Origin of the sequence: Roseimicrobium sp. ORNL1 (assembly GCF_011044495.1) — a bacterium.
Taxonomy (GTDB): Bacteria; Verrucomicrobiota; Verrucomicrobiia; order Verrucomicrobiales; family Verrucomicrobiaceae; genus Roseimicrobium.
Map to the genome: position 1 here is coordinate 392,058 of NZ_CP049143.1, position 22,168 is coordinate 414,225.

Sequence of the window (22,168 nt, forward strand, 5' to 3'; positions counted from 1 at the left end):
GCTACTTGGGCTCCAGCTCGCCCTTGGGCTGGCCGGTGGCAGCATCCCAAATGTAAACCTTACCGTTAAAGGCGCCTGCGAAAACGCTCTTGGCATCAGCCGTGATGGCCACGCTGGTGAGGTTCTCGTTCACCGTCGTGAGCTTGCGTTCCTTGCCGGTGTCGCTGCGCTGTTCGCCGGTGTGTTTCGTGAGTTGGGTGTATACGCTGCCGTTGCCCTTCTCCGTGACCACGGCGAGGGCCTTGCCGTCGGGCGTCCAGGCCAGTGCGGTGTAGACGGTCTTCTTGTCGCCCAGGGACACATCCTGCTCCTTGCTCTTCACATCCCACACCTTCACTTCACGGTCGGCGCCGGCAGTGGCGATCTGAGTGGCATCCTTGTTGAAGGCGACCGCGAGCACGTGATTCGTGTGGCCCTCGTAGGTCGCGACGAGTTTCAGCGTCGCGAGGTCCCAAAGTTTCGCGAGCTTGTCCGCGCTGCCGCTGAGCAAGCGGTCGCCGGAAGGCGAGAGGCGCAGGGCATAGATGGTGTCTTCATGGGCCTTCCACGTAGTGGCGAGAGTGCCGTCCTTGAGGTTGAACTTCCGCAGGAAGCCCGCGCCGCCTGATTCACCATCCCCGGCAAAGAGAGTGTCACCCGTCTTGTCCACCGCCAGTGCTGTGATGCCACCGAGCAGAGGTCCATTCAGCGTGCGCACCTGCTGGTGGGTGAGGGTATCCCATACGATGATGCGCTGAAATCCGCCCGTGATGAGTTGCTTGCCATCGGGTGTCCAGGCCAGTGATTGCACCGGCTCGGTATGTCCGCCTTCGAGCTTTCCTGCGATAGGACGCTCGGGCTTGGTCATGTCGACTATGACCACGCTGCTGCCACGGCTGTATGCCAGCAGCTTCTCATCCGGCGAAAAGGCCACGGCCAGTACGGGCTGGTAGCTCTGCGGTGCGGGAGCCAGCTTCACCGGCTTGGCCACAGGTGCTTCATCGAAGACCGTGGCATCCCAGACCGCACCCTCATCGATCCACGCTTTCAACGCCGCCACTTCAGCCTCGCCAAGCTGTTTCTTCGGCGGCATGTGTGGGTCACCTTCCTCCAGGACAACTTGGTAGAGCAGGCTGTCCGCGCCTTTGCCGGGAACGATGGGCGTGCCGTTGTCACCACCCACCATCATCTTCTCATGGGTGGTGAGCAGGAGGCCGCCCTTGGCCTTGCCCGGCTTGTGGCAGCTCACGCACTGATCGCGCAGCACCCGCATGGCCGCCTTGGTGTCCGCACGCACCTCAGTGCCAAACAGCATCATTCCCATCGAAGCCAGCAGGCCGATGCGAAGGAGGGTGAGTCGGGGGTGGGGGAGCATCTCAGGGGAACGTCCGAGGGGGAGCCTTCGACAACACTACGCCGGATTCGTTATTTCAGTTCCAACCGTGCGCCATACATGTTCGTCCCGCCAGCGTCGCCTTCGTAGGTCTTGGACCCAAAGGTGCCGGGCAATGTGCACGAGCCGCCGAAGACCAGTCCGCGCTCGGGATGCCAGACCATGGTGTAGGCATTGTCGCCCTTCGGCCCACCCGCTTGCACGAGCCATTGCAGGGCTCCCTTGGAATCCAATGCGGCAACATAGATATCCGTGGCTCCCTTCGAAACCAGCGTCTGGCCAGCGAAGGTCGATGTGGCGCTGAATTCACCTGTGACGAAGATGGTACCCTTGTTGTCCGTGGCCACGCCGAGGCAGTAGTCGACCGCCGGACCTTGAATCACGCGGCTCCACTGCAGGTCACCGGAAGCGCTGTAGTGCGCGAGCAGGCCATCGTTATCCTTATCACCCGTGGTGTGATAGACCGTATCACCCACCGTGGCTTCTCCCTTGAACATGCCTGCAATCCACGCGCGGCCAGAGCTGTCCACCGTGAGTTCATGAGCCCCGGCCCCTGCACAGGTGCGCACCCACTGTGCCTTGCCATCGCTATCGAGCTTGATGAGTAGTGTGGATTGACCCTTCGCCGTGCTGAGCGGCAGGCCTCCGAAAGTGCCTGCGCCACTCGTGGAGCCGCCGAGGTAGATGTTGTCAGAGCCATCCAGTGCCACGCCATGCCCGCTACTGGAGTCCTTGCCCTCGGAGGCCTTCACCCACTTGAGAGTGCCGTTCGCATCGTACTTGGCGCAGAAGATGGGACGTCCCGCGCCGGGCACCGTGATCTCGCCAAACTTGCTTTCGCCCAATACCGCGCCCGTGACAATCACATCACCGTGGCTGTCCAGGGCGATGCCGTGGCCGTAGTCATATCCTTTGCCGCCGGCAGTGCGCACCCACAGCAGATCGCCCTTGGGGGAGTACTTCGCCACGAAGATGTCGTAGTCGCCCGCATTCGGCAGGGCCTTGCCCTCGACCATGGCATCGGTGCTCTGGTAGTGGCCGGTCACGTAGGCATTGCCGACCTTGTCTGCGACCACACCATAGGCGCGATCCACGAGGCTGCCGCCCAGATTGCGCGCCCACTGGAAGTGTCCATCCTTGTCGACCTTGACCAGCACGAAGTCCATGGCGCCCTTACTCTTCACCTGGAGTTCACCAAACGAGGCGTCGCCCGTCATCTCACCAGCAAGGAAGACATTCCCCTCGCGGTCGAAGCAGATGGCCCGGGTCTTCCCATTCTTCGCGCCGGTGCCGTGACTCATCCACGCAAATGCCGGTGCTTCGGCAGCGAAGCTGGAGAGTGGAGCAGTGGCGAGGAGGAGCGCGGCAGCGAGAAACTTCATGGGGAGAGAAGTCATACGCTGCCAGGGCTTTAGACACTGACACGATTGTCGGCGATCATGGTACAATACTCTCCAGCAGCCTCTGGATGTCTGCGAAGAGCGGTCTTTCAGAGGGCGTTCCTTGGCACTGTGCTTGCAAGGTTCGCATCGTATTCACGGCTCTTGATTCGGCAGTGTCCCCGGTGCAGCGATCTAACAGTTCCTCCAACAGAATGCCGAAAGCGCGAACCTCCAGGCGCTCTAGTGCCTGCTTTAACCCGAGGTCACCCTGAGGCACAAAGGTGGCCCCGCCGAAGTCCGTGATGCGGCATCGGCCATCGTCGTGATGCAGGATGTTGTGGGCATACATGTCTCCCAGCATCAGGCCGCGCGCATGCAGATGAACCCCGACGGAAGCGGCACTCAGGGCGATGCCGTGCGCGGTTCCCAGGGAGAAGGTCTGACCGCCTGTATAGATATCCCGCGTGCAGCTCTCGAAGTCCGGCGGCCCGGCGAGGTTCATGAAGCCCTCGTCGAGCAGGGACATCACCAACCCATGCGCGCCGTGCGGGTGCTGCGTGATGCGGCCCAGCACATCCACAAAGTTCTCGTGACGACCTGCCGCCAGCGCCGCGGCCATTTCATTCTCCGGAAGGCCGTCGCTAGTCATGGCGCCTTTGAAGACTTTCACCGCTACTGCACGGGGCGCGCTCCCATTCCCGGAGTGCCATTGGGCCTTTGAGATGCGGCCGGAGGCGCCTTCGCCCAGCAGGTTCTCCAACTGCAGCGCGCTCCACGGGATGTCCGTCATGGGGATGTCATCCGAGGAAGGTGCGGGTGCGACGGGATTCCCCGCGAAGGCCAGCCATGCCAGACGCGGCAGCGAGGTCAGCCACGAAGGCAGGTGTGCGAACTCATTGGCCGCGAGGCGCAGCAGTTCCAGATTCGCGAACTGCGCAAAGCTCTCCGGCAGGCTGCGCAGTTGATTGCCGGAGAGCATCAGCTTCTGCATCTGCGTGCATTGTCCCAGCGACTCTGGCAGCGTCTTGATGCGATTGTCCGTGAGGATGAGCCAGCGCAGTTCCTCTGGAAACTCCATGTCCGGCACCTGCTCGATCTGGTTCGACTTGAAGCCCACCATCTGCAGGCTGGAGCATTCACCGACGACCTCAGGGAAGGTGGTAAACTGATTCGAAGAGCAGAACAGAATGCGCAGCTTATGCAGTCGCGGCAGGTCCTCTGGCAGCGAGGACAGGGCGTTGCCGGTGAGGTTCAGGACTTCCAGCGTTTCCGAGTGCTCGAAGACCTCCCTGGGTACTTCCGTGAGGCCGCAGCTCAGATCCAGCCGCTTGGCGTTGACGAGATTGCCGGATTGAAGGATTTGAAGATTCTCCTGGGACATGCGCGGGTAGCCGATGCCCTTCCGTGGAATGGGTTTCGTTCCGCGTCAATCAATGGCTTGAAGACAAACTGCACCCGGCGCCGTGCAGAATGCCGCCGCCCACTATTTCTGTGTCGCAGACTTCACGTACAGCGCACTGAAGCGGATGTCTTTCCGTTTGGCTCCTTCGAAGACTACACGGACGCGAATGCGCTCAGGAAGGTCCGAGATGCCAGCCTTGTCTGCCCAAGAGATGGGAGTCTGGAAACCGCTCTGGCGCACGACGACCACATTCTTGCCGGAGTACTTTTCCAGCGGCCGCATTTGTGCATCCAGTAGTTCCACCCGCAGTCCTGCTTCCTCGCTGAGGCCCTCTGCGTTCACAAAGAACTCGTGAGGCACTCCTGCCTTGATGGATACGGATGCGGTGATGAATTCACTCTGAACCTCGGGAAGCTGATAGTCTCCCGGGCCTTGGCCTGCGTCTTCAAACACCAGGTCACCGAAGCGATCACGCGGCAGCAGCGCGAGGCCCACGCCGCCGCGCGGGGGCTCCTCCTCCCAGTGACGCGGGTCCCACGTGCCGTAGTACACATAGGTCTGCTCGCCCACGTTCTCGAACCCTTGTCCCTGAATCAGTCCGCCCTGGTCCCACGCGCCATCTTCGCCTCGCTTCAGAAAGGTCCACTCATGGGCAGGCTCGCGGAAGGCCACGCCATCATTGCTCACGGCGAAGCCGAGGTCGATGGTCACATCCTTCCATTCCTTGGCCCCATGCCAGATGCCGAAGATGCCCAGCAGCACGTTGCCGCGATTCCACACGCTGATACCCTCGTGCACCTGCTCTCCCTCGCGGCTGCGTCCGGCACCGAGCAGGGTATGCTGCTGCAGGCGGACAAGACTGATGGCGCTGGTCTGTGACCAATTTTTGAAATCAGGGGACTGGTACACCCGCGCGACACGGCCGTGATAGGGTCGCGCGGCATCCATGGAGTTCTGGCCCGAGGCGAAGAACATGCCGTCCCACTTGTACAGGCCACCGCTGGGCTCGAAGTGAATCTTGGGCAGAACGAGCGCGTCCTCCGGCAGTTCCGCCTTGGTGGACTTCACTGGCTTCTCCATCTTCCAAGTCAGGCCATCCGCGCTCACAAAAGGTGCCAGTGTGCCCAGGCGCCGCTCCTGCCGGAAATACACGTGCGAGGATATCTTATAGCGTCTTGCTGGATCGGGATCTTCATCATCCTTGAGCACCTTCACATTTACAAAGCCCAGTGGGTAAGGATCCGTGGAGATGATGTTGTTGTCCTTGTTCCCACGAAACTCCACGAGCCCGAGATTCGGCTTCACCCACTTCACGCCATCATCGCTCTCCGCATAGGCGGCACGCCAGCGAGCGGAGGCAACCTTGTTCTCCTTGTCATCGTCGAAGGCCACATACCACAGGCGGAACTTCCCGTTCTCGCGAATCACTGATCCATAGAACTGCACCCCGCGAGCATCCGGAGTTCCAGGCGCACCACGTGGCACCACCGGATTTGCCGGATGTTTGGTGGGAGTCCGCATCTCCACCCGCAGATTCTGGATGTGCGGAATGGAGACACTGTCGAACGCGAAGATGGTCGTGGCCCTGGTCTCATCGAAATACTCCGCGGCGTGGGTTGCATTGATGAAGGCTATCGTGCAGACGACGGCCAGGGCTCCCTGACGGCACATTGAAGGGAAGGTCATGATCATGGTGGCGGGAAGGATTCGCTTTTCCAGGTGTCGTCGTGATGTGAGCCAAAGAGATCGGTCTGTGGCAGAAGCAGCTCGGGCAGGTTCCCTTTGCCCATACCTTCTGGAAGCGGTTGGTGACGCGCCGGGACTCCCACAGCCAGCGTGTATGGCGGCACGTCCTTGTTCACCACTGCTCCTGCCGCGATGAATGAACCGCGGCCGATGGTGATTCCTGGGCAGATGGTGACACCTCCTCCAATGGTCACATGATCCTCAATGTGCGCACCCTCCACCGGCGCTGCGCGACGCATGGGCAGCCGGTCGTTCAAAAAAGTGGTGCCTGGTCCGATGAATACCATGTTTCCAATCACGGTGGTGCTGGGAAGATAGACATGCGCCATGATCTTCACCCCGTCGCCAATGCGTAGGCGACCTTCCAGCGTGCACTTGTGATGGACGACACATCGATGACCGATGGTGATCTCTGCCCGGATCAATACCTGATGTCCACACTGGAAGCGGTCACCTATGGTGGTATTGGCATAGATGATGGAACCTGAGCGGATGATCGCGTGGTCTCCAATTCGGGTGGGCGCGGAATCACCGGGGTAGCGGTATCCCAGCACCACTCCCGGATCCACCTGGGCATGCGCGCCCAGCACGTAGTAGGCATCAGCGGGAGGCTCCATCCTTGGCGAAGCGGTTGAGGATTTCCACGCCCTTGATGGCAAGCACGTCGCCAGCGGGCTTTTGATAAGGAGCGCGAAAACGGCTGTAGCGATAGTGAGCACTCATGTATTCGCCGTCACCGGTGTTGGGACCATCGGTGAGATAGCCGTAGGACACATTGGTATAGCCGCAGGGAATGGTGAGCGGCAGCGTGGAACCTGCCCGCATCTGCCGGCCAATGCCCTGGAACGGCTCGAAGGGCATGCCGACAATCCCCACATCTCCGATGCGAATGGCACACAGCTCCACTTCAAGGTGCTGCGCGACGCTGTCGGCCTTGCCGAGTTGGTGCATCTCCAGCGCCCAGCGGCTCCAGGGCAGGACACCTTCGATCAACTTGCCACGGTACACGGGTGAGAGTTCCCTTGGGAAATTCAAGCCGGCGCAGCCCAGTGTGTTTTCATCGCCCGCATTGGCGCGCTTGATGAAGTCTTCCATCTCGGTGATTTCGGCCCTGAGTGTTTCTTGTGAAGGCAGGGGGCCGAGGGGAATCTTCACCTTTGCCACTTCATAGTTGAACCCGTCGCGTGAGGATGGCTGTATCTTCTCCAGCGCCTTCACGTAACTCTCACCCAGCATTCTTCCGTACTTGGTGGAAAGCTCGACACTGCCGCGGAACATTCCTTTGGAATTCACATCACCCGCGCAGCCCTGAAGGAAACTCACCGGCACTGGATTCGCGGGAGCGAGATGTGCCGCCACTACATCGCCAGCCACCTGGGGCCAGTCACCGAAGACGATGGGCTTTTCCGGATGATAGCAGGTGCAGGGATGCCCGGTGAACTGCACCAGGGCCGTCACCACCTGTCCTTGCTCGTTCTTCAGCACCACGATGGGCGCCTGGCGATCAATGTCTCCATTGTAGTCCACACCCACGAGGTCGCGATCTTTTTCACGCATCAGATAGGCGGTCCCATCCGCGCGCCGCCCTTTGCGGTTGTAGGTGATGCGTCCTTCGGATCCTTCCGCCCACCACACTGTGACCGGTTGCAGCAGTGCGGGCAGACGTTTCGCGTGGTGGAGGAGTTGCTCCAGCAGTTCCTTTCCCGTGGGCAACAGCTCGGGTTCCGGGATCTCATTCGGGGACGTTGATAGCACTTCATAGGCTTCCGTCTGATTGGAGGCCATCTTCATGTCCGTGTGATTGTGCGAGACAAAGATCAGCACGCGGTCCGTGGGAAGGTTCAATTCCCTGGCAATCTCGCGGCGGAACATCGCACTGACGTTCACGGCCTTTGGTGAGTTGAAGTGGGTTGTCACCAGGCACAGCTGTTCACCACCGTCGTCGAGCAGTGTGATGGTGGATTTCAACGGGCCTGCCACATGCAGCACCACCGCGCCTGTCTTGCCCACGGTCGCTCCACCCGCGGCGGGAGTGATGCCAAACTCAAGCGCCGCCGCCTTGAGCCTGGGCTTTGCTACGGGCCCGGTGGACCATAACGGAGAGGACATCATCACCAGCAGTATTGATGAAAAGCAAACGAGGCGACGGCGTAGCAGCGAGACCGCGTGGGCCTTTGCAGGGGAAAGACAGGAGGGCGCGTGCATGAGAAGGAATCAAACTCGTAGCGGTGGCTGCCAGACCGAGGTGCATACGACAGGCAATGGTGAATCCTTCATGGCATCATCCACGTGGCGTGTGTTTCCCCTGATCACCCACACGCACGGCGAAGACCAGAAGCGCCGTCATGGCAGCGGATGCCGCGAGCACGAGCAGGCCCGCGGTATAACCTGTAGTTTCCTCCTTTAGCCAGCCCATGCCATACGGACCGGCAAAGCTGCCGAGATTCCCCACGGCATTGATCAAACCTATGGCGGCGGCATTCGCAGTACCAGCCAGGAAGCTCGTCGCATACGCCCAGAAGCTGGAGGTGTAGCCCATGAGTCCAATCACGGCGATACAGAGGCAGAAGATGGCCAGCGGGAGATAGCCCTGCGATGCCGCGAGCGCTGCCAAACCGAGGCTGCCTACGCCCATGAGCGCAATGGTGTGCCAGCGACGTTCCCCCGTGCGGTCAGATGACCATCCGGCCACAATCTTTGCCACCACACCCAGAGAGTAGGGGAGGGAGACGAGCAGCGACACCTCCATGTTTGAGAAGCCAGACATCGATTTGATCATCTTGGGCAGCCAGTAGCCGAGACCGTTGGAGGCGATGAGCCCAAAGAAATAGGCAGCGCAGAAGAGGAGGACCTGGGGATTCTTCAAGGCCTGCGTGATGGATGTCGCGTGCTGCTTGCCTTCCAACTCACGTGCTGCTCGTTCCCTCTCCAGTTCATCCACCAGCCATGCCTTTTCATCAGGAGGCAGCCACTTCGCTTGCTCCGGTCGCTCTGTCAGAAAGAACCAGGTGGTGAACCCCAGCACAATCGCAGGTATCCCTTCGAGGATGAAGAGCCACCGCCAGCCTTCCATGCCAAGCCACTGAAGCTTCAGCAGCGCGCCCGAAATGGGGCCGCCAATCACCATGGCCAGCGAGATGGCGGACATGAACAGCGCCACCGCCTTCGCCCGGTCCGCGCCACGGAACCAATGGCCCAGATACACGATGATGGCTGGGAAGAAGCCCGCCTCAGCGGCGCCGATAAGAAAGCGCAGCCAGTAAAACTGCTGCGCATTCTGAATGAAACCCATGGCCACCGCGAAGATGCCCCACGTCAGCATGATGCGGCAGATCCATTTTCGCACACCCCACCGGACGGCGATCACGGCGCCCGGCACCTCCAGAAGGAAGTAGCCAATGAAGAAGATCCCCGCCCCCAGCCCATACGTCTTGTCCGTAAAGCCGAGGTCTGCCGTCATCTCCAGCGCGGCATAGCTCACATTTACCCGGTCCAGATAGGCGATGACATACAGAAGAATCAGATAAGGCATGAGCCGCCACATCACCCGCTTCCGGACTCGTGAGCTGATGTCGGGGTCAGTGGCAGTCACGATGTTGTTGGTTGCGGAGGGTAACTGCTGGGCGTTGTCCAATAATCAACTCACGGCACAAACTGGAGAGCGAAAAGGTCCGCTTGTCGGAGGACGAGTCGAAGGCGGATGGGCTTGCCTTGGAGTTCTGCGAGGGAGCCACCTTTCCATGCGATGGTGTGATCGGTGAAGTCGCCGCGAATGGGAGTACAATCTTCCAGGGAAAATCCGGGAATCGCCTTGCCGTGGGCATCCTGCACCTCCACACGTGTGTCACCTTTGCTCACGATATTCAGGGAGAGTTTCTCCCCCACGAAGGTGAGCGGCTTGGTGATGAGTTCGCCGCCCTCCTGCGCCGAGGCGGAGACAAAACCGTCCACACGGAACGTGAAGCGGCGGATGCGGCTGCCCGGTCCCTTGTAGTAGGCTTCGGACGCGAAGACGGAGACTTCCTTGTCGTTGCCGGGCAATTGCAGGATACCCAGTGTCATGTAGTTGCTGCGGTTCCCATCGCGATCCTTTGGCGCGGTGATGGGAATGAGCGGATCGGGCCATCGCTGGAAATTCACTCCGTCGCGGCTGGTCATGAGCACGGGCTCCACCTGGGAGAGCTTGGGCTGGTATCGTGTCGGGAATCCAAGCAGCAGGTGGGGAGCGCGTGCATAGGGCCGCACGGCATTGGTGTAGAGCTGTGCCACGGGTGCCTCGCCATATTGCAGGTCTGCCTGACTCTCCCAGTGCAGGAAGTCCTTTGAAGTCGCGGTACGGATGGCGCGCACACCTTTGGGCTTCCAGCCCCGCTCATCCGTGTATCCTCCGGTAAAATAGCGCCAGTAGGCACGGTAGGCGCCAAGCACCGGATCGTAAAAGGCGGTGTTCTGTGAATCAAACGAGCCCGCGGTAATCACCGGCTCCTCCCGTATGCGTGTCCACCGGATGCCATCCGCAGACTGGTAGGCCTGGAGGCTGGGGCGCTTTTTACGCGTGCGTTCATCGCCGGTACTGGCCAGGGCCTTGTAGCGGGATTCGGGCGGGCAATTCGGACTGGTGTCCTTGAACGGAGAGAAGTTGGAGCAGCCCTCGCCCATCAGGATGATATTGTTCTCCTTGGAACCATCGAACTCCACCAATCCGAGTTTTGGTTTGGTCCACGTGATGCCATCGCGGCTCTCGGCATAGCAGGTGGTGAGCTCGTGGGCTGGTTTTCCTTCATCTCCGGCATGATGGGAGCCCCGATAGTAAACGCGATAAAGATCGCCGTCCTGGAACAACGTGAAATAGCCGGACGTGTTCCCCTCCCACGGTGCGTCGCACACCAGAGCCACATCTTGGGCCTTCGGCTGGTGCATGCGCAGCTCGACTCCCTCCATGGTGGCGATGACCTGCTTGTCTACCAGCAGCTCTCTTTTCGAGCCCATGTCGCAGGGCGCATCTGCGGCGTGAAGGATGCAGGGCAGCAGCACGAGAGGTGACAGCCAGTGAAGGTGCCTGATGTGTTTCCAGTCGGTTCGCATAGAGCGTGGCGGGTTAACAACGCCACAACAACGAAGTGCCAGCGGCAGATCCTTCGCCCGGTTTGGCACTCCAGCCTTGGTTCATTCAACCAAGCGTCTCGTCTTCGATAAGCCGGGGCATCGTGCGGATGACACGTGATGCCAGCGTGCCGGTCTCTGCGAGTTCCCGCATGGCTTTGGCAGCGCGTCGCGCGAATTGTTCCGCATCCACCGTGTAGCGAGCCAAGGAGGGGCTGGCGTGCCAGAGGAAACTTTCATCGTCGCGGGAGAGTACCACGGCATCCTGTGGCAGGCGGATACCACGACGCATGAGATGCATGGTGACCGTGAGTGCATGTACCGCGCGAGCCACCAGGTAGGCAGTAGGTCGGGGGCGGGACTTGAGTGCCTCGTCGAGCAGGGTGCACAGGTGGGCTTTGTTCCGGTGACGCAGTATCGTGAGCGTGGCACCGTCATGTCCCTCCATGGACTCCCGCATGCCGCGTTCGCTGTCGAGGTCTCCTCCGGTACTGCTCACGGGAAGCACCATCGCGAGGTGACGATGACCTCTGCGGAGTAGAAGTGTTCCCGCGTGGCGGCAGACGGCCCGGTAGTCGGCATCGATGGACGGAAGAGGGATCTCCTCAGGGCAGGTGCCAAGCACCAGACAGGGGATGGAGGTCTTGAGGAACCACTTCTGCATGGGCGCACTGGAGCTCATGAGCAGCCATGCAGACGCGGGAACTTTGCGCATGAGCTTCTCCAGCGCTTTCGCGGGCGTCTTCGAGTAGCAGGCTGGGTCTACGACGAGTTCCATTCTCCAGCGGTTGTGCGCCAGTTGCTCCCGCAGGATGTCGATCACCAGCAGAGAAGCTGGAGGCATGGTCCTCAATGGAGCAAAGGCAATGGCTCCCACGACGCGTTCTCCTGTCTTGAGCGAGCTGCGTCCGGCTTTCTTTTTGATCACGCGCCTCCGACGCTCGGCCACTTCGATCCATCCTTTGATCTGTAGTTCCTTCAGTGCGGCGCGGATGGTCGGGCGGCTGACTTGCAGTGCGGCGCAGAGGTCCCGCTCGCCGGGCAGGTGTGTCTTCCATCGTCCCGTCCGGATGCCATTGCACAAGCTGTTCACCGTCTGCGCCACCAGGGTGATGCGCCTTGGCAGGGGCAGGGGATCTGTGCTGCGCTGGTGTGACATCTGGTCAGGTGATGTGACCAAGAGCATGCGATTGGCCGCACTGCCGGGCAAGTTCATACTGTCACCCTTCGCGTTTTTCCAATCGTCCCATGTCTTGGAAGCTTGTCACCGCACTTACCGATGCCGATCGCAGACTGCTCACGCGTGCGGTGGAGGGGTTTGTGCCTGAAAAGGTCTATGACATCCACACGCACCTGTTCCACACCCGTCATTTCGCCGAAGGCAAGCGCCCGGTGTTTCTGGATGAGAATCGTGGTTATGGGCTGACCGATTTTAACGAAGCCTGCGCTCGCTGGCTGCCGTGGCGACAGGTGGAGGGGTTGTTCTTTGGTTATCCCTCTGTGGGGAATGACCGTGATGGAGAGAATGCATGGATGCAGGAGCAGGTTGCCCCAGTGGTGAAGAGCAGTAACAGCCGCGCCCTCGTCCTTGCCGCGCCGGATGACGATCCCGCAGCGGTGCGTCGTCTGCTCGAAGGCGGTGTTTTCGTTGGCATCAAGTGCTACCGGCTCTATGCGAACGTGGAAGACACCCGTCAGGCGACCATTGAGTCATTCACCCCGGAGTGGATGTGGCAGCTCTGCGATGAGTTTGAGGGTGTGCTGATGCTGCACATCATGAGGGATGATGGCATCACGGATCCACACAACATTGAAACGCTCCGCCGCTTGTGCCGCCGCTATCCCAAGTGTCGACTGGTGCTGGCGCATGTGGCGCGTTCCTTCAACTATCGCCACGCACGCGAGGGACTGCGGGCCATCGTGGATCTGGACAATGTGGTGGTGGATACCTCCGCTGTGACGCAGACGGGCGCGTTTCGCGCGGCGCTGGAAGTGTTGGGGCCACAGCGCGTCCTTTGGGGCAGTGACTACATGGTGAGCGAACTGCGCGGCGCCTGCTTCACACAGGGAGATGGCTTCACCTGGGTCTATGCGGATGATGCCGCGTCCAAGGACCTGACGGTGTTCGGTCACTACACACTGGTTGGCATCGAGTCGCTGCTGTGCTTGAGAGAAGCCTGTGAAGATACCGGCATGTCGGCTGGAGATATTCAAGACATCTTCCGGGATAACGCACTGCGACTGCTCGCTCCGCATCTGCCCCAGTCTTCGGCGCCTGCGGCGATCACCGGCCCACAGAAGTGGCAGGAAGCTCGCGAGAAGATTTCCTGTGGCACCGGCTTGATGTCGAAAAGGGCGGAGAGCTTCGATCCCATCAGCTGGCCTGCGTATTTCTCGCGGTGCTCCGGGCCCTACATCTGGGATTTGAATGGCCGCAGACTCACCGACTTCACCGGCGGTGTGGGAGCCATCCTTCTTGGCCACAGTGATCCTGAGGTGAATGCCGCCGTGCATCGGCGGGTGAATCTCGGCACCTATTGCACGCTCAATCCACCGGATGAAGTTGAACTGGCGGACGTGCTCCTGGAGCTTCATCCGTGGGCACAGCGCGTGCGCTACGCACGTGGCGGTGGGGAGGCGCTGTCCCTTGCGGTGCGTATCGCGCGTGCTGCCACCGGACGCAGTGGCGTGGCGTTTTGCGGTTATCACGGCTGGAGCGACTGGTATCTGGCCGCCAATCTCGCCAGCAATTCCGCACTGGACGGCCATCTGATTCCCGGACTCGAGCCGCACGGCGTGCCACGTGAACTCGCGGGCACCTCGGTTCCCTTCAAGTACAATGACCTCGGCGCGTTTGAATCCGCCATGGCTCAACTGGATGGGCGTCTCGCCGCCGTGGTCATGGAGCCTTTCCGTTCTGAACTGCCGCGCGATGGTTTTGTAGAAAAGGTCGCCGCAAAATGCCGTGCTGCAGGCGCGGTGTTTGTGGTGGACGAGGTGACCGCTGGTTGGCGCTTTGGCATGCCGGGAGGCAGCGCGAAGCTTGGCATCGAACCTGACCTTGCGGTCTATGCCAAGGCCACGAGCAATGGCATCCCCTGTGGCGCCGTGGTTGGTCGTGGCGCTGTCATGGACGCTGCCAATACCAGTTTCATCTCCAGCAGCTACTGGACAGATGGCATTGGCCCCGCGGCTGCGCTTGCTTGCATTCGCAAGATGCTGCGCACCGGCACACAGCCCTATGTGGAATCTCTGGGTGAGAAGTTGCACACCCTGTTGAGCGACCTTCGTGCGAGGCACCCCTCGCTGAAGCTCACCATTGGCAACCGCCCCTGCGCTCCCTCCCTGACCTTTGCCTTGGGTGAGGCGTCACTTCCCGCCAAGGCGCTGATGATTCGCAAGATGCTCGCGCGCGGTTTCCTGATGTCCAGCCAGCTCTATGTGATGCATGCGCACGACGAGACGCACGTCGCCGCCATGATTGAGGCATTGGATGAAGTGCTGGCTGAACTCTCCGCGCTGCATGACTCGGGCCGCCTCCTCACCGAGGCAGGTCGTGTGGCGCCCGCGCAAGGATTCACGCGTCTTGCTTGAGACCTTCTCGTTTTCGCTCCTCTACTGAGGAGCTTGATGCGTGCGCATCAGCGTATTGACCTCTTGATGCGACAGCGCCGCATCGAAGACGAACACTTCATCAAGGTCGCCCTTGAAGAATCGGGGGCCCGGGTCGCCTTTGCGTACGGGGTCAGGGAAGGCCACATTGCGACCCAGCCACACACCGTGGCCGGCGTTGAGTACGTCGGTGTTGATCTCCGTGCGTGTCTCGCGTGTGACGATCTCCGGTTTGCCGTCCACATAGAGCATCACGTTGGTGGCGATGGTCGCGCGGGAGCCGCCATACATCACCACCGCAATGTGGTGCCACTGGTTGTCTCGCAGATCAGTGGTGCCGATGATGCGGCCGTTGTCATACGTGCCGAGGCGCAGGCGTCCTACAGGTCCTTCGGTGGAGATGGTATTGGCCGAGAGCTGCCATGCGGTGGCGCCGGTGAGCGAGCCCCAGGAGATGATGCCGTGACCGGTCCAGGAATCCTTGTTCAGTTCCTTGGGCACGCGTACCCACAGCGCCACGGTGCGGGAGGCATTCCCACCAATGCCGGGGAAGGGCGATTCGGCGTACACCCCTTTGCCATCGAACGACAGCGCTTTGCCGGACACACCCTCGATGGACTGCGGCCCTTTGCCCGCTGTCGGTGCTTTGTCCGGATAGGCGAGTAGATCCAGCCGCGCCTGGCCGTCCACCCCGAGTTCCTTGCCTTTGTTGGGGGCGATGCCGCCGCTGATGTCATCGAAGCTCCAGTGAATGTAACCGGGCACACGGCCCGCAGAGACCGGCATGGCTGTTACAAAGGTGTTCGCATCCGCGTCGATACGTTCGACGGAAGCACCATGCACACGCAGGCCTTCATTGTCGAAGAGCTTGGTGGTAGTGCCCACCTGCCTTGCAGTGACATCCACCACGCCGGCGAGCACGTGCACTTCCATGGCCGCGCCCTGGATCATGTGCACACAGAATTCCGTGCCACGGTCCACCGCGGAGCCTTCGGTGGTCTCCACGGAGAACCCATGGGCCGAGGGCGGGCAGCGCACGGAAAGCCGGCCCTGGTGCAGATAGGCGTGCATCTCATCCTTCAGTTCCACGTCGAAGGGGCCCTCCAGCACCATGCGGGCGCCGCTGCCGAAGGCCAGTTCCACCAGACCCGCCTCCGCACGCAGGCGCGTGTTTTTTGCCAGGTCAGAGGTCTTCAGCGAGGAAGACTCGCCTGACCAGAGAATACCTTCTGAGCGTGAGAGAGTCGCCGCCGGAGTGTGAACATGGTCCAGCCACCAGGCACCACCAGCCAGCATCAACACGACAGCGGCAGCAGCGGCCACCCAGCGCAGATGTTTCTGCCAGAGCCAGCGTCGAGCTTTCTCCGCGGAGCGCCAGGCTGCCTGGATGGAGACTGTGTCCGGCTGCTTCAGGCGCATGGCTACCTCACGAGCGGCGAACTGGCCGCTGGGATCGCTCAGCGCCAGCGGCAGGAGACGCTCCACTGTCAACACGCGCATCAGAGCCACGCGGGCTTCTTCGCTCTCACGGCAAAGGGCAAGCAGTTGCACCCCTTCCTCCACGGACAGGGTGCCTTCCGCAGCGCGGGCCGCGAGAGTCTGCCATTGCATCGTGTTCATGAGGGAGTTGTGGTCGGGGGAGTTCCACGCAGAGTGGCCTCTACGCAGTCACCGATGACAACACGCAGGCGGTGCAGTTGCATGGATACAGCAGATGTTTTCCTTTGCAATCGTTGAGCAAGTTCGTCGAGGGACATTCCTTCCGAGTATCGTGCCTGCAGAAGCAGGCGTGAAGGCCCCTCCAGGTGTTCCAGACAGTCACGCAGCGCTTCGAGAGCGGCACTCTCGCGCTCGGCAGGCAGATGTGAGGGCAGGCCGCTGTCGATGAGCGTCTGTAGTTCCTCGTTCAACCCGATGGGAAGGGCGCGGAACTTGCGCCGATGGTTGGCCAGCAGGTTCATCGCGATTCCGCGCAGCCAGGGACCCATGGGACGGTCCGGGTCACAATCCGACAGCTTCCGAAACGCGGTCACGAATGCCTCCTGCGCCAGATCCTCGGCATCGTGAGAGTTCGACAGGCGAACAGCCAGGCATGCGCGCACGCCAGCGTGGTGCCGCTGCACCAGCGTCGCAAAGGCACTGATGTCTCCGTTCTGGGCGGCACGGATGAGGCGTGATTCTTCGTCAGCGGGGGACACGGGGAAATGAAGGGGACATGAATAGATTGTTTCCTACCCGGCGGAACAGCACCTTCGCCTAAAGATATCCGTTACGCACCCCAACAAGGTCCGCGAAACCGAATAGGATTTCATCTTTGTCAAAAAAAATCAGGGGTGATGTGCTGAACGTAACGAAGCAAGACAATGTACACACAAGGGACCGTCTTCTCGGGACATCCCTTACCCCCAGGAAAAGCCTGCGTGGTGTGCAGGCAATCAAAAACCCACGCTTCAAAATGATGCCTCTCTCAGAACACAAGTCGCATGGCGGACGGGCCCACGCACGTTCGTATCGCACAGGTTTCACCTTGGTGGAGATGATGGTGGTGATCACCATCATCGGCCTTCTCATCGCGGTGGCCTCCACGGGTCTCACCGGTGCCATTCAGGCCATGAGCCTCACGAACAGCGGGGGGAAGGTCACGCAAATCATGGAGGCCGCCAGGCAGCGTGCCATGACGGGAAACGTGATGACGGCAGTCATTCTCGTCACCAGAACCGGTCAAGAGGGAGATGGACGCGCCTTCACCATCGCGGAGTGCCCTCCCGGTGGACCATGGGTGCAGACCCGCGAATGGGAAATGCTGCCAGATGGCATCGTGGTGGATCTGGATGCGAGCCAGGACAATGCCTCCTTCCTGACACACTCGCCCCAACCGTTTCCGTTCAACAACGGCCAGGCTTCTGCTCCCGTGAAGTACAACGGGTCGAGCCTGGGCAACGGGACGTTCGCCGCGCGCATTTTCCTGCCGGGCGGTGGTTTGTTGAATCCCAATGACGCAGCTGTCCTGCAGGTCGTGCAGGGCACGGTCGACGGAGGCCAGGTGACTTACAACCGCCGCAATGCCGCCGGTGGCCCCGCCAACTACTACCGGGTGGCACTGCTGGGCGCCACGGGGAAAACGAAAGTGGAGCGTCCTTAACCTGATGATGTGATGCCATGAACTACCGTCCGCCAGCCAGCGAGCGAAGCCGCCCGGGATTTTCCCTCCCGGAGGTAGCCATTGCCATCGCAGTGGCTGGCGTGGCGTTGATGGCGGTCGTGGGTTTGTTGCCGGGATTGTTAAATGTGGATCGGGGCAGCGGGATCAATTCGGTCATTTCATCCCTGTCGACCCAGGTGTTGGGCCAGCTCCAGTCGGAGCCCTATCAGAATCCGCAGTCCTCACCTCCTGCGAGGAATTTTTTGTTTTCCGAAAATGGCCAGCTTGTGCAGAACCCGGCCGAAGCGCAGTACGATTGCCGGGTAAGCTTTGGGGCGATACCCGTCTCAGCAGGAGCGGGGCCCGAAGGCACGATCGCGAATCCCGGGCCTAATTGCAGCCTGGTAACCATGGAGTTCACATGGCCTGTGGGCAGCAGGTCCAGGCTCAACCGACGTGTCGTTCATGCAACCTTGGCGAACAACTAGCAAGACCTCCCCAAGCGGTATCTGCAGCGGCTTCACCCTGGTTGAGCTGCTTGTCTCCACCGCTGTCTTGGGTCTCTTGCTGGTATTCCTGGCGCAGGTGTCCAATGTCGTGGCCAAAACCTGGACGGACAGCCAGGGGCGCGCCGAGCGTCGGCAGAACGGTCGTGCACTTGTGGATTTTATTGCCAGGGATCTACGTGGCGCGGCTCTTCCCGTAAACTCAGGCACGCCGCGGACAGTACCGAATCTGCAGTTTGTCTTGAATCCTCCGACCGTGGAGCCACAGGATCGGAATCCCAGCGCTCTTTTCTGGCAGGCTCCCGTGGGAACTGCCACCGCCATGGGAGACATGGCCGTGCTGGGCTACCTGGTACGGTGGGATGGCTCGGGTCCCTATCCACGTGCTGCTCTCTGCAGGGTGTTCCTCAATCCCGGCGACCCCAATCATCGCATCTATCTGCCAGGTCACGTGGATAGCTGGATCGACTCCGCAGTGCTGGATGCTGCGGCACCCGGCACACGGGTGAGCGGCTATCGTGGACTCTTCGCGGAGAATGTCATCGGCTTCTGGGCGAAGTGCCTTGATGTGAAGGGAAACGTGGTGACGAATGTCACTGGCGGCGGATTCAGCTCCAGACAGGACTATACTGGTCGGGATGGCAGCAGTGCCGTGGTGACCTACAAGGCACCCGTGCTGCCCACCAGTGTGGAGGTTTCCATCGTGCTTTTGGACAGCCGTTCCGCATCCAGGATCACCCCACCCATGCAGGACGCCCTGATGCGGGTGGTGCGGGATTCGGACGATGCAGACAGTTGCGTCAAGAGCCTGCAATCCAGTGCTTCTTTCAAGCCCATCATTCAGGGCGCCACGGCACATACACTCCGTGTTTACCTCGAGAACGGACCATGAAGATCTCCCTTCCCTACTTCGTTCGCGGCAGCATGAGCACCTCGGGTGCCGCCCTGATCATGACCGTCATTATCCTGGCGATGATCACCATCATGGTTTTGGGCCTGGCGGATCTCGTGCGCTACGAGACGGCGTCTTCCTCCGCGCATCAAGAGCGGGCTCGGGCGCAGCTCTTCGCCCGCATGGGAGTAGATATCGTGACCGGGGTTTTGCGGAAGGAAACGGCTGACCCCGCAAGGACCTGGGCTAGCAAACCCGGTGCCCTGATTGTGCCCGATTCTGATGGCAATCCACCGCAGCTCACGCGCCTTGGCAAACAGGTGAATCTCCACTCCGGTCTTCCATCTCCCAGTCTGCTGGATCCTGGGTTCAAGCCCATCGTCCTGCGCCCGGCCGACCTCAATATCCAGACTTTTGCGGATCAGAATCCACCGACCCATCTCATCACCGATCAGCCGCAGGACCCGGCGAATCCTGCCAGTCCGGTGGTGAAGCTTCCGGTTCGGTGGATCTATGTGCGCGCCGATGGCACGCTGGACTATGCGGAGTCCCCGGACCTGACCAGGGCAAGCAATCCGCTGGTGGGTCGCTTTGCCTACTGGACGGATGATGAGTCCAGCAAGATCAATCTCAATACGGCCTGGAAGCGCAATCCCGCAGGCTCGGCTCCGGCAGGGCTGGTGGTTAATACTTTCTCTGCGAGCCATCCCACCAGTGTGAATGTGGCCAGCCTGAAAGGAATGACCGCCCAGATGGCGGATGTCCTGCACGGCACGATTACGCCCAACCATTTGTATACTGACCTAGACAACCCCGAGAAGCCGGGCCGCTTCTTCAATTCTCCACGCGAGGTGCGCGCGCTGGGGGCGGAGTTCACTTCGGTTTTCAACGCCGCCAAGTTTGAGGTGACGCACTACAATCACGATCCGGATACCACCTTCTTCAATGAACCGCGCATCGTGCTCACCACCCAGAAGAAGCACGCCAAGGGAAGGCCCTTCCTGGACATCCTCAAGAATCCCGGAACGGATACGACGTTGGGAGACGATCCCGGCTACGTGCGCAAACCGACCTCTCCCTACAACACGGCCACTTCCGCTGAAGTCATTGACCGTACCAAGTTCAACGATGTGATCAAAAAGCTGGTCACCTATCTCAAGAGGGAGGATTGGCCCATGGTGGACAAAACACCGGCCGGTACCGCGCGCATCTCCCTGCAGAGCAAGTATTTCAACAACAACTCCAGCCGGCTGGCCCAGCTCGCCCTGGGAATCGTGGAATACGTGCGCTCCGCGGAGTCTTCCAAGACACTGGTGGAGCCCATCCGGGTTTTCAACACTGGAACTGACAGTGCACCTTTCTATTATCTGGTGACCACCGGTGATCACACGGGAAAGGATGACACCTACAAAGGGAATCCTCGCGGCCCGCACATCACCGAAATGGCAATCTGGCGCTCCAATACTGCCACGAGCGGGCGTTACCGCGTGCGGTATTATATCGAAATATACCTGCCTGAAAATTACGGGATCGATTCCATCGATCTGCTCGCACCTGAGACTGGAAAGCAGATGTATCTCTATCAGCACTTCTCGGATCAGCTTTATGCCAGTGCGACCGCGACCACGAATGCCTACGAGCAGAACGGGAAGAGCAAGTGGTTCAAAATTACGAATGCGCCCACCGCCGCCGGAACGACTGTCCCCACGATGATCCTCGGGGGGGGATCCGTGATGAATCCAGGTGATTACCGCACCATCGTGATGGAGTTTTACAGGAGCGGCACAACCACGACCTTCCCCATGCGCCATGCTCTTGCAATGGGTGATTCTCCAACCAATGCGAACAACGCGATCCGACTCGACATTGCTCCGCTGGGTGACGTGGGAAATGACAAGGCGATCACTCTGAACTTTGTCGCCCAGACCAACGTGTCTGCCGAGGCACTGGAGACCATTCCCTCGAATCTGAGTTCCATTGAATCGGACGATCCTCGAGTCAATGCGGTCGCTCAAGATTGGAAGCTTCAATCGGGAACGAACACACTCGCAGGCGGAATCGTCAATGCAGGTGGCAGATTGAAAAATAACAATAACAAGGTCGGCCAGGGCTCTTCCGTTCCGACGGACCAACCCGAGCAGGACCTTGACATTAACGGGAAGATCTCGAGTGCCAGCTTGCGTATGCCCTATCCCAGAGGGCACACCAAAAATCCCGCCGGTGTGGTTTATTCACCCGGTGAGCTGGGTCTCATCCAGACGGGATTGGAGGGCAAGAGCCGTACTGGCGGCGCTGGAACCCCCGCTGCTGCCACCGGTGGGATTCCGTGGAGAACTCTTCGTCTGCAGCCAAACCGCTATCGAGATTCCAATGTCGTGCCGGACTGGGCATTCATGGATCTTTTCACTGTCCCGGTGGAGGTGCCTGCGCTGGCGAAGGGAATTTTCTCGCCTCACGACACGACCACGGCTGGCCGCATCAACATGAATGCGCAGACCCAGCCTTTTGGGAATCCTGAGTTATTCGCGACACCCCTGGAGCGGAGAATGCCTCTGGTAGCGCTCCTGGCGGGAGTTCCCAAGGATGGGAGTGGCACCCTGCTCAAGGTGGAAGAAGCGGAGGCCATCGCTCGCAACATTTACTTTCGCACGCTGTCTCTTGCCCAGGGCAAGGTCTACGGCCATGCGAGCACTTATGACTCCCCTGGCGAAGTCGTGGAGATAGAAGGAGTCGCCGACAAGGGAGAGGAGAGCGAGGCCGTGGTGCGCGGCATTGCCAATCTCATCTGCGCACGCGGCAGTGTGTTCAACGTGTATACCATCGGCCAGTCCCTGAAGCAGACTCGCAATGGAGAGTTGCTGGTCACCGCCGAACAAAGGCAGCAAACCTTGATCGAACGGTATGACCGCAACACGAACCCGAACATCACGGACATCTATTTCCGAAAGGCCGGATTCCAGCATCTCAATCCCTAGTAAGCAACGGCAATAGTCGCCGGTCTCATCCGGTGA

At 60.3% G+C, this 22,168-nt stretch carries 16 protein-coding genes; 5 read left to right on the forward strand and 11 right to left on the reverse strand.

Translation table 11 applies throughout. From position 1 onward, the window contains the following. Position 1: 1 nt before the first annotated feature. The 9 genes from G5S37_RS01565 to G5S37_RS01605 form a co-directional block, all read right to left on the reverse strand. Positions 2–1,354, reverse strand: coding sequence for a c-type cytochrome domain-containing protein (locus G5S37_RS01565; protein ID WP_165200077.1), 1,353 nt, complete (start codon positions 1,352–1,354; stop codon positions 2–4). A 50-nt stretch (positions 1,355–1,404) separates the two neighbouring features. Continuing rightward, on the reverse strand, positions 1,405–2,754 hold the full coding sequence (locus G5S37_RS01570) for an SBBP repeat-containing protein (RefSeq protein WP_206026269.1): 1,350 nt from the start codon (positions 2,752–2,754) through the stop codon (positions 1,405–1,407). Between the two features lie 55 nt (positions 2,755–2,809). Continuing rightward, on the reverse strand, positions 2,810–4,135 hold the full coding sequence (locus tag G5S37_RS01575; protein WP_165200080.1) for a leucine-rich repeat-containing protein kinase family protein: 1,326 nt from the start codon (positions 4,133–4,135) through the stop codon (positions 2,810–2,812). A 102-nt stretch (positions 4,136–4,237) separates the two neighbouring features. Then, a complete protein-coding gene (locus G5S37_RS01580) occupies positions 4,238–5,842 on the reverse strand; it encodes a hypothetical protein (RefSeq protein ID WP_165200082.1) in 1,605 nt (534 codons plus the stop codon). A gap of 2 nt (positions 5,843–5,844) precedes the next feature. Beyond that, positions 5,845–6,519: an acyltransferase gene (locus G5S37_RS01585; protein WP_165200084.1), complete on the reverse strand. Its 675-nt coding sequence runs from the start codon at positions 6,517–6,519 to the stop codon at positions 5,845–5,847. Further along, positions 6,503–8,107: a hypothetical protein gene (locus G5S37_RS01590; protein WP_165200086.1), complete on the reverse strand. Its 1,605-nt coding sequence runs from the start codon at positions 8,105–8,107 to the stop codon at positions 6,503–6,505. The genes G5S37_RS01585 and G5S37_RS01590 overlap by 17 nt, the downstream gene beginning before the upstream one ends. A gap of 76 nt (positions 8,108–8,183) precedes the next feature. Next, positions 8,184–9,494: an MFS transporter gene (locus tag G5S37_RS01595; protein WP_165200088.1), complete on the reverse strand. Its 1,311-nt coding sequence runs from the start codon at positions 9,492–9,494 to the stop codon at positions 8,184–8,186. A 50-nt stretch (positions 9,495–9,544) separates the two neighbouring features. After that, the gene (locus G5S37_RS01600; RefSeq protein WP_206026270.1) at positions 9,545–10,891 is read right to left on the reverse strand and encodes a hypothetical protein; all 1,347 of its coding nucleotides are present in this window, start codon (positions 10,889–10,891) and stop codon (positions 9,545–9,547) included. Positions 10,892–11,072: 181 nt separating this feature from the next. Continuing rightward, positions 11,073–12,221, reverse strand: coding sequence for a substrate-binding domain-containing protein (locus G5S37_RS01605; protein WP_165200090.1), 1,149 nt, complete (start codon positions 12,219–12,221; stop codon positions 11,073–11,075). A 32-nt stretch (positions 12,222–12,253) separates the two neighbouring features. Here G5S37_RS01605 and G5S37_RS01610 point away from each other — a divergent pair, with 32 nt between their 5' ends. Continuing rightward, positions 12,254–14,599 carry an aminotransferase class III-fold pyridoxal phosphate-dependent enzyme gene (locus tag G5S37_RS01610; protein ID WP_165200092.1) on the forward strand — a complete coding sequence of 782 codons (2,346 nt, stop codon included), beginning with the start codon at positions 12,254–12,256 and terminating at the stop codon, positions 14,597–14,599. A 21-nt stretch (positions 14,600–14,620) separates the two neighbouring features. On the opposite strand, the gene G5S37_RS01615 is transcribed toward G5S37_RS01610, so the two are convergent. Further along, positions 14,621–16,237 (reverse strand): LamG-like jellyroll fold domain-containing protein, encoded by a 1,617-nt coding sequence (locus G5S37_RS01615; protein ID WP_165200094.1) that lies wholly within the window; start codon positions 16,235–16,237, stop codon positions 14,621–14,623. Continuing rightward, the gene (locus G5S37_RS01620; protein ID WP_165200096.1) at positions 16,234–16,815 is read right to left on the reverse strand and encodes a sigma-70 family RNA polymerase sigma factor; all 582 of its coding nucleotides are present in this window, start codon (positions 16,813–16,815) and stop codon (positions 16,234–16,236) included. The genes G5S37_RS01615 and G5S37_RS01620 overlap by 4 nt, the downstream gene beginning before the upstream one ends. Before the next feature lie 257 nt (positions 16,816–17,072). Here G5S37_RS01620 and G5S37_RS01625 point away from each other — a divergent pair, with 257 nt between their 5' ends. From G5S37_RS01625 to G5S37_RS01640, 4 genes are read left to right on the forward strand one after another with little or no spacing between them, the layout of a single operon-like run. After that, positions 17,073–17,759, forward strand: coding sequence for a prepilin-type N-terminal cleavage/methylation domain-containing protein (locus tag G5S37_RS01625; RefSeq protein WP_165200098.1), 687 nt, complete (start codon positions 17,073–17,075; stop codon positions 17,757–17,759). A gap of 17 nt (positions 17,760–17,776) precedes the next feature. Further along, positions 17,777–18,247 (forward strand): prepilin-type N-terminal cleavage/methylation domain-containing protein, encoded by a 471-nt coding sequence (locus G5S37_RS01630; protein ID WP_165200100.1) that lies wholly within the window; start codon positions 17,777–17,779, stop codon positions 18,245–18,247. Continuing rightward, positions 18,225–19,157 (forward strand): type II secretion system protein, encoded by a 933-nt coding sequence (locus tag G5S37_RS01635; protein ID WP_165200102.1) that lies wholly within the window; start codon positions 18,225–18,227, stop codon positions 19,155–19,157. Before G5S37_RS01630 ends, G5S37_RS01635 begins: the two co-directional genes overlap by 23 nt. Next, positions 19,154–22,132: a hypothetical protein gene (locus G5S37_RS01640; RefSeq protein ID WP_165200104.1), complete on the forward strand. Its 2,979-nt coding sequence runs from the start codon at positions 19,154–19,156 to the stop codon at positions 22,130–22,132. The genes G5S37_RS01635 and G5S37_RS01640 overlap by 4 nt, the downstream gene beginning before the upstream one ends. Positions 22,133–22,168: the final 36 nt, after the last annotated feature.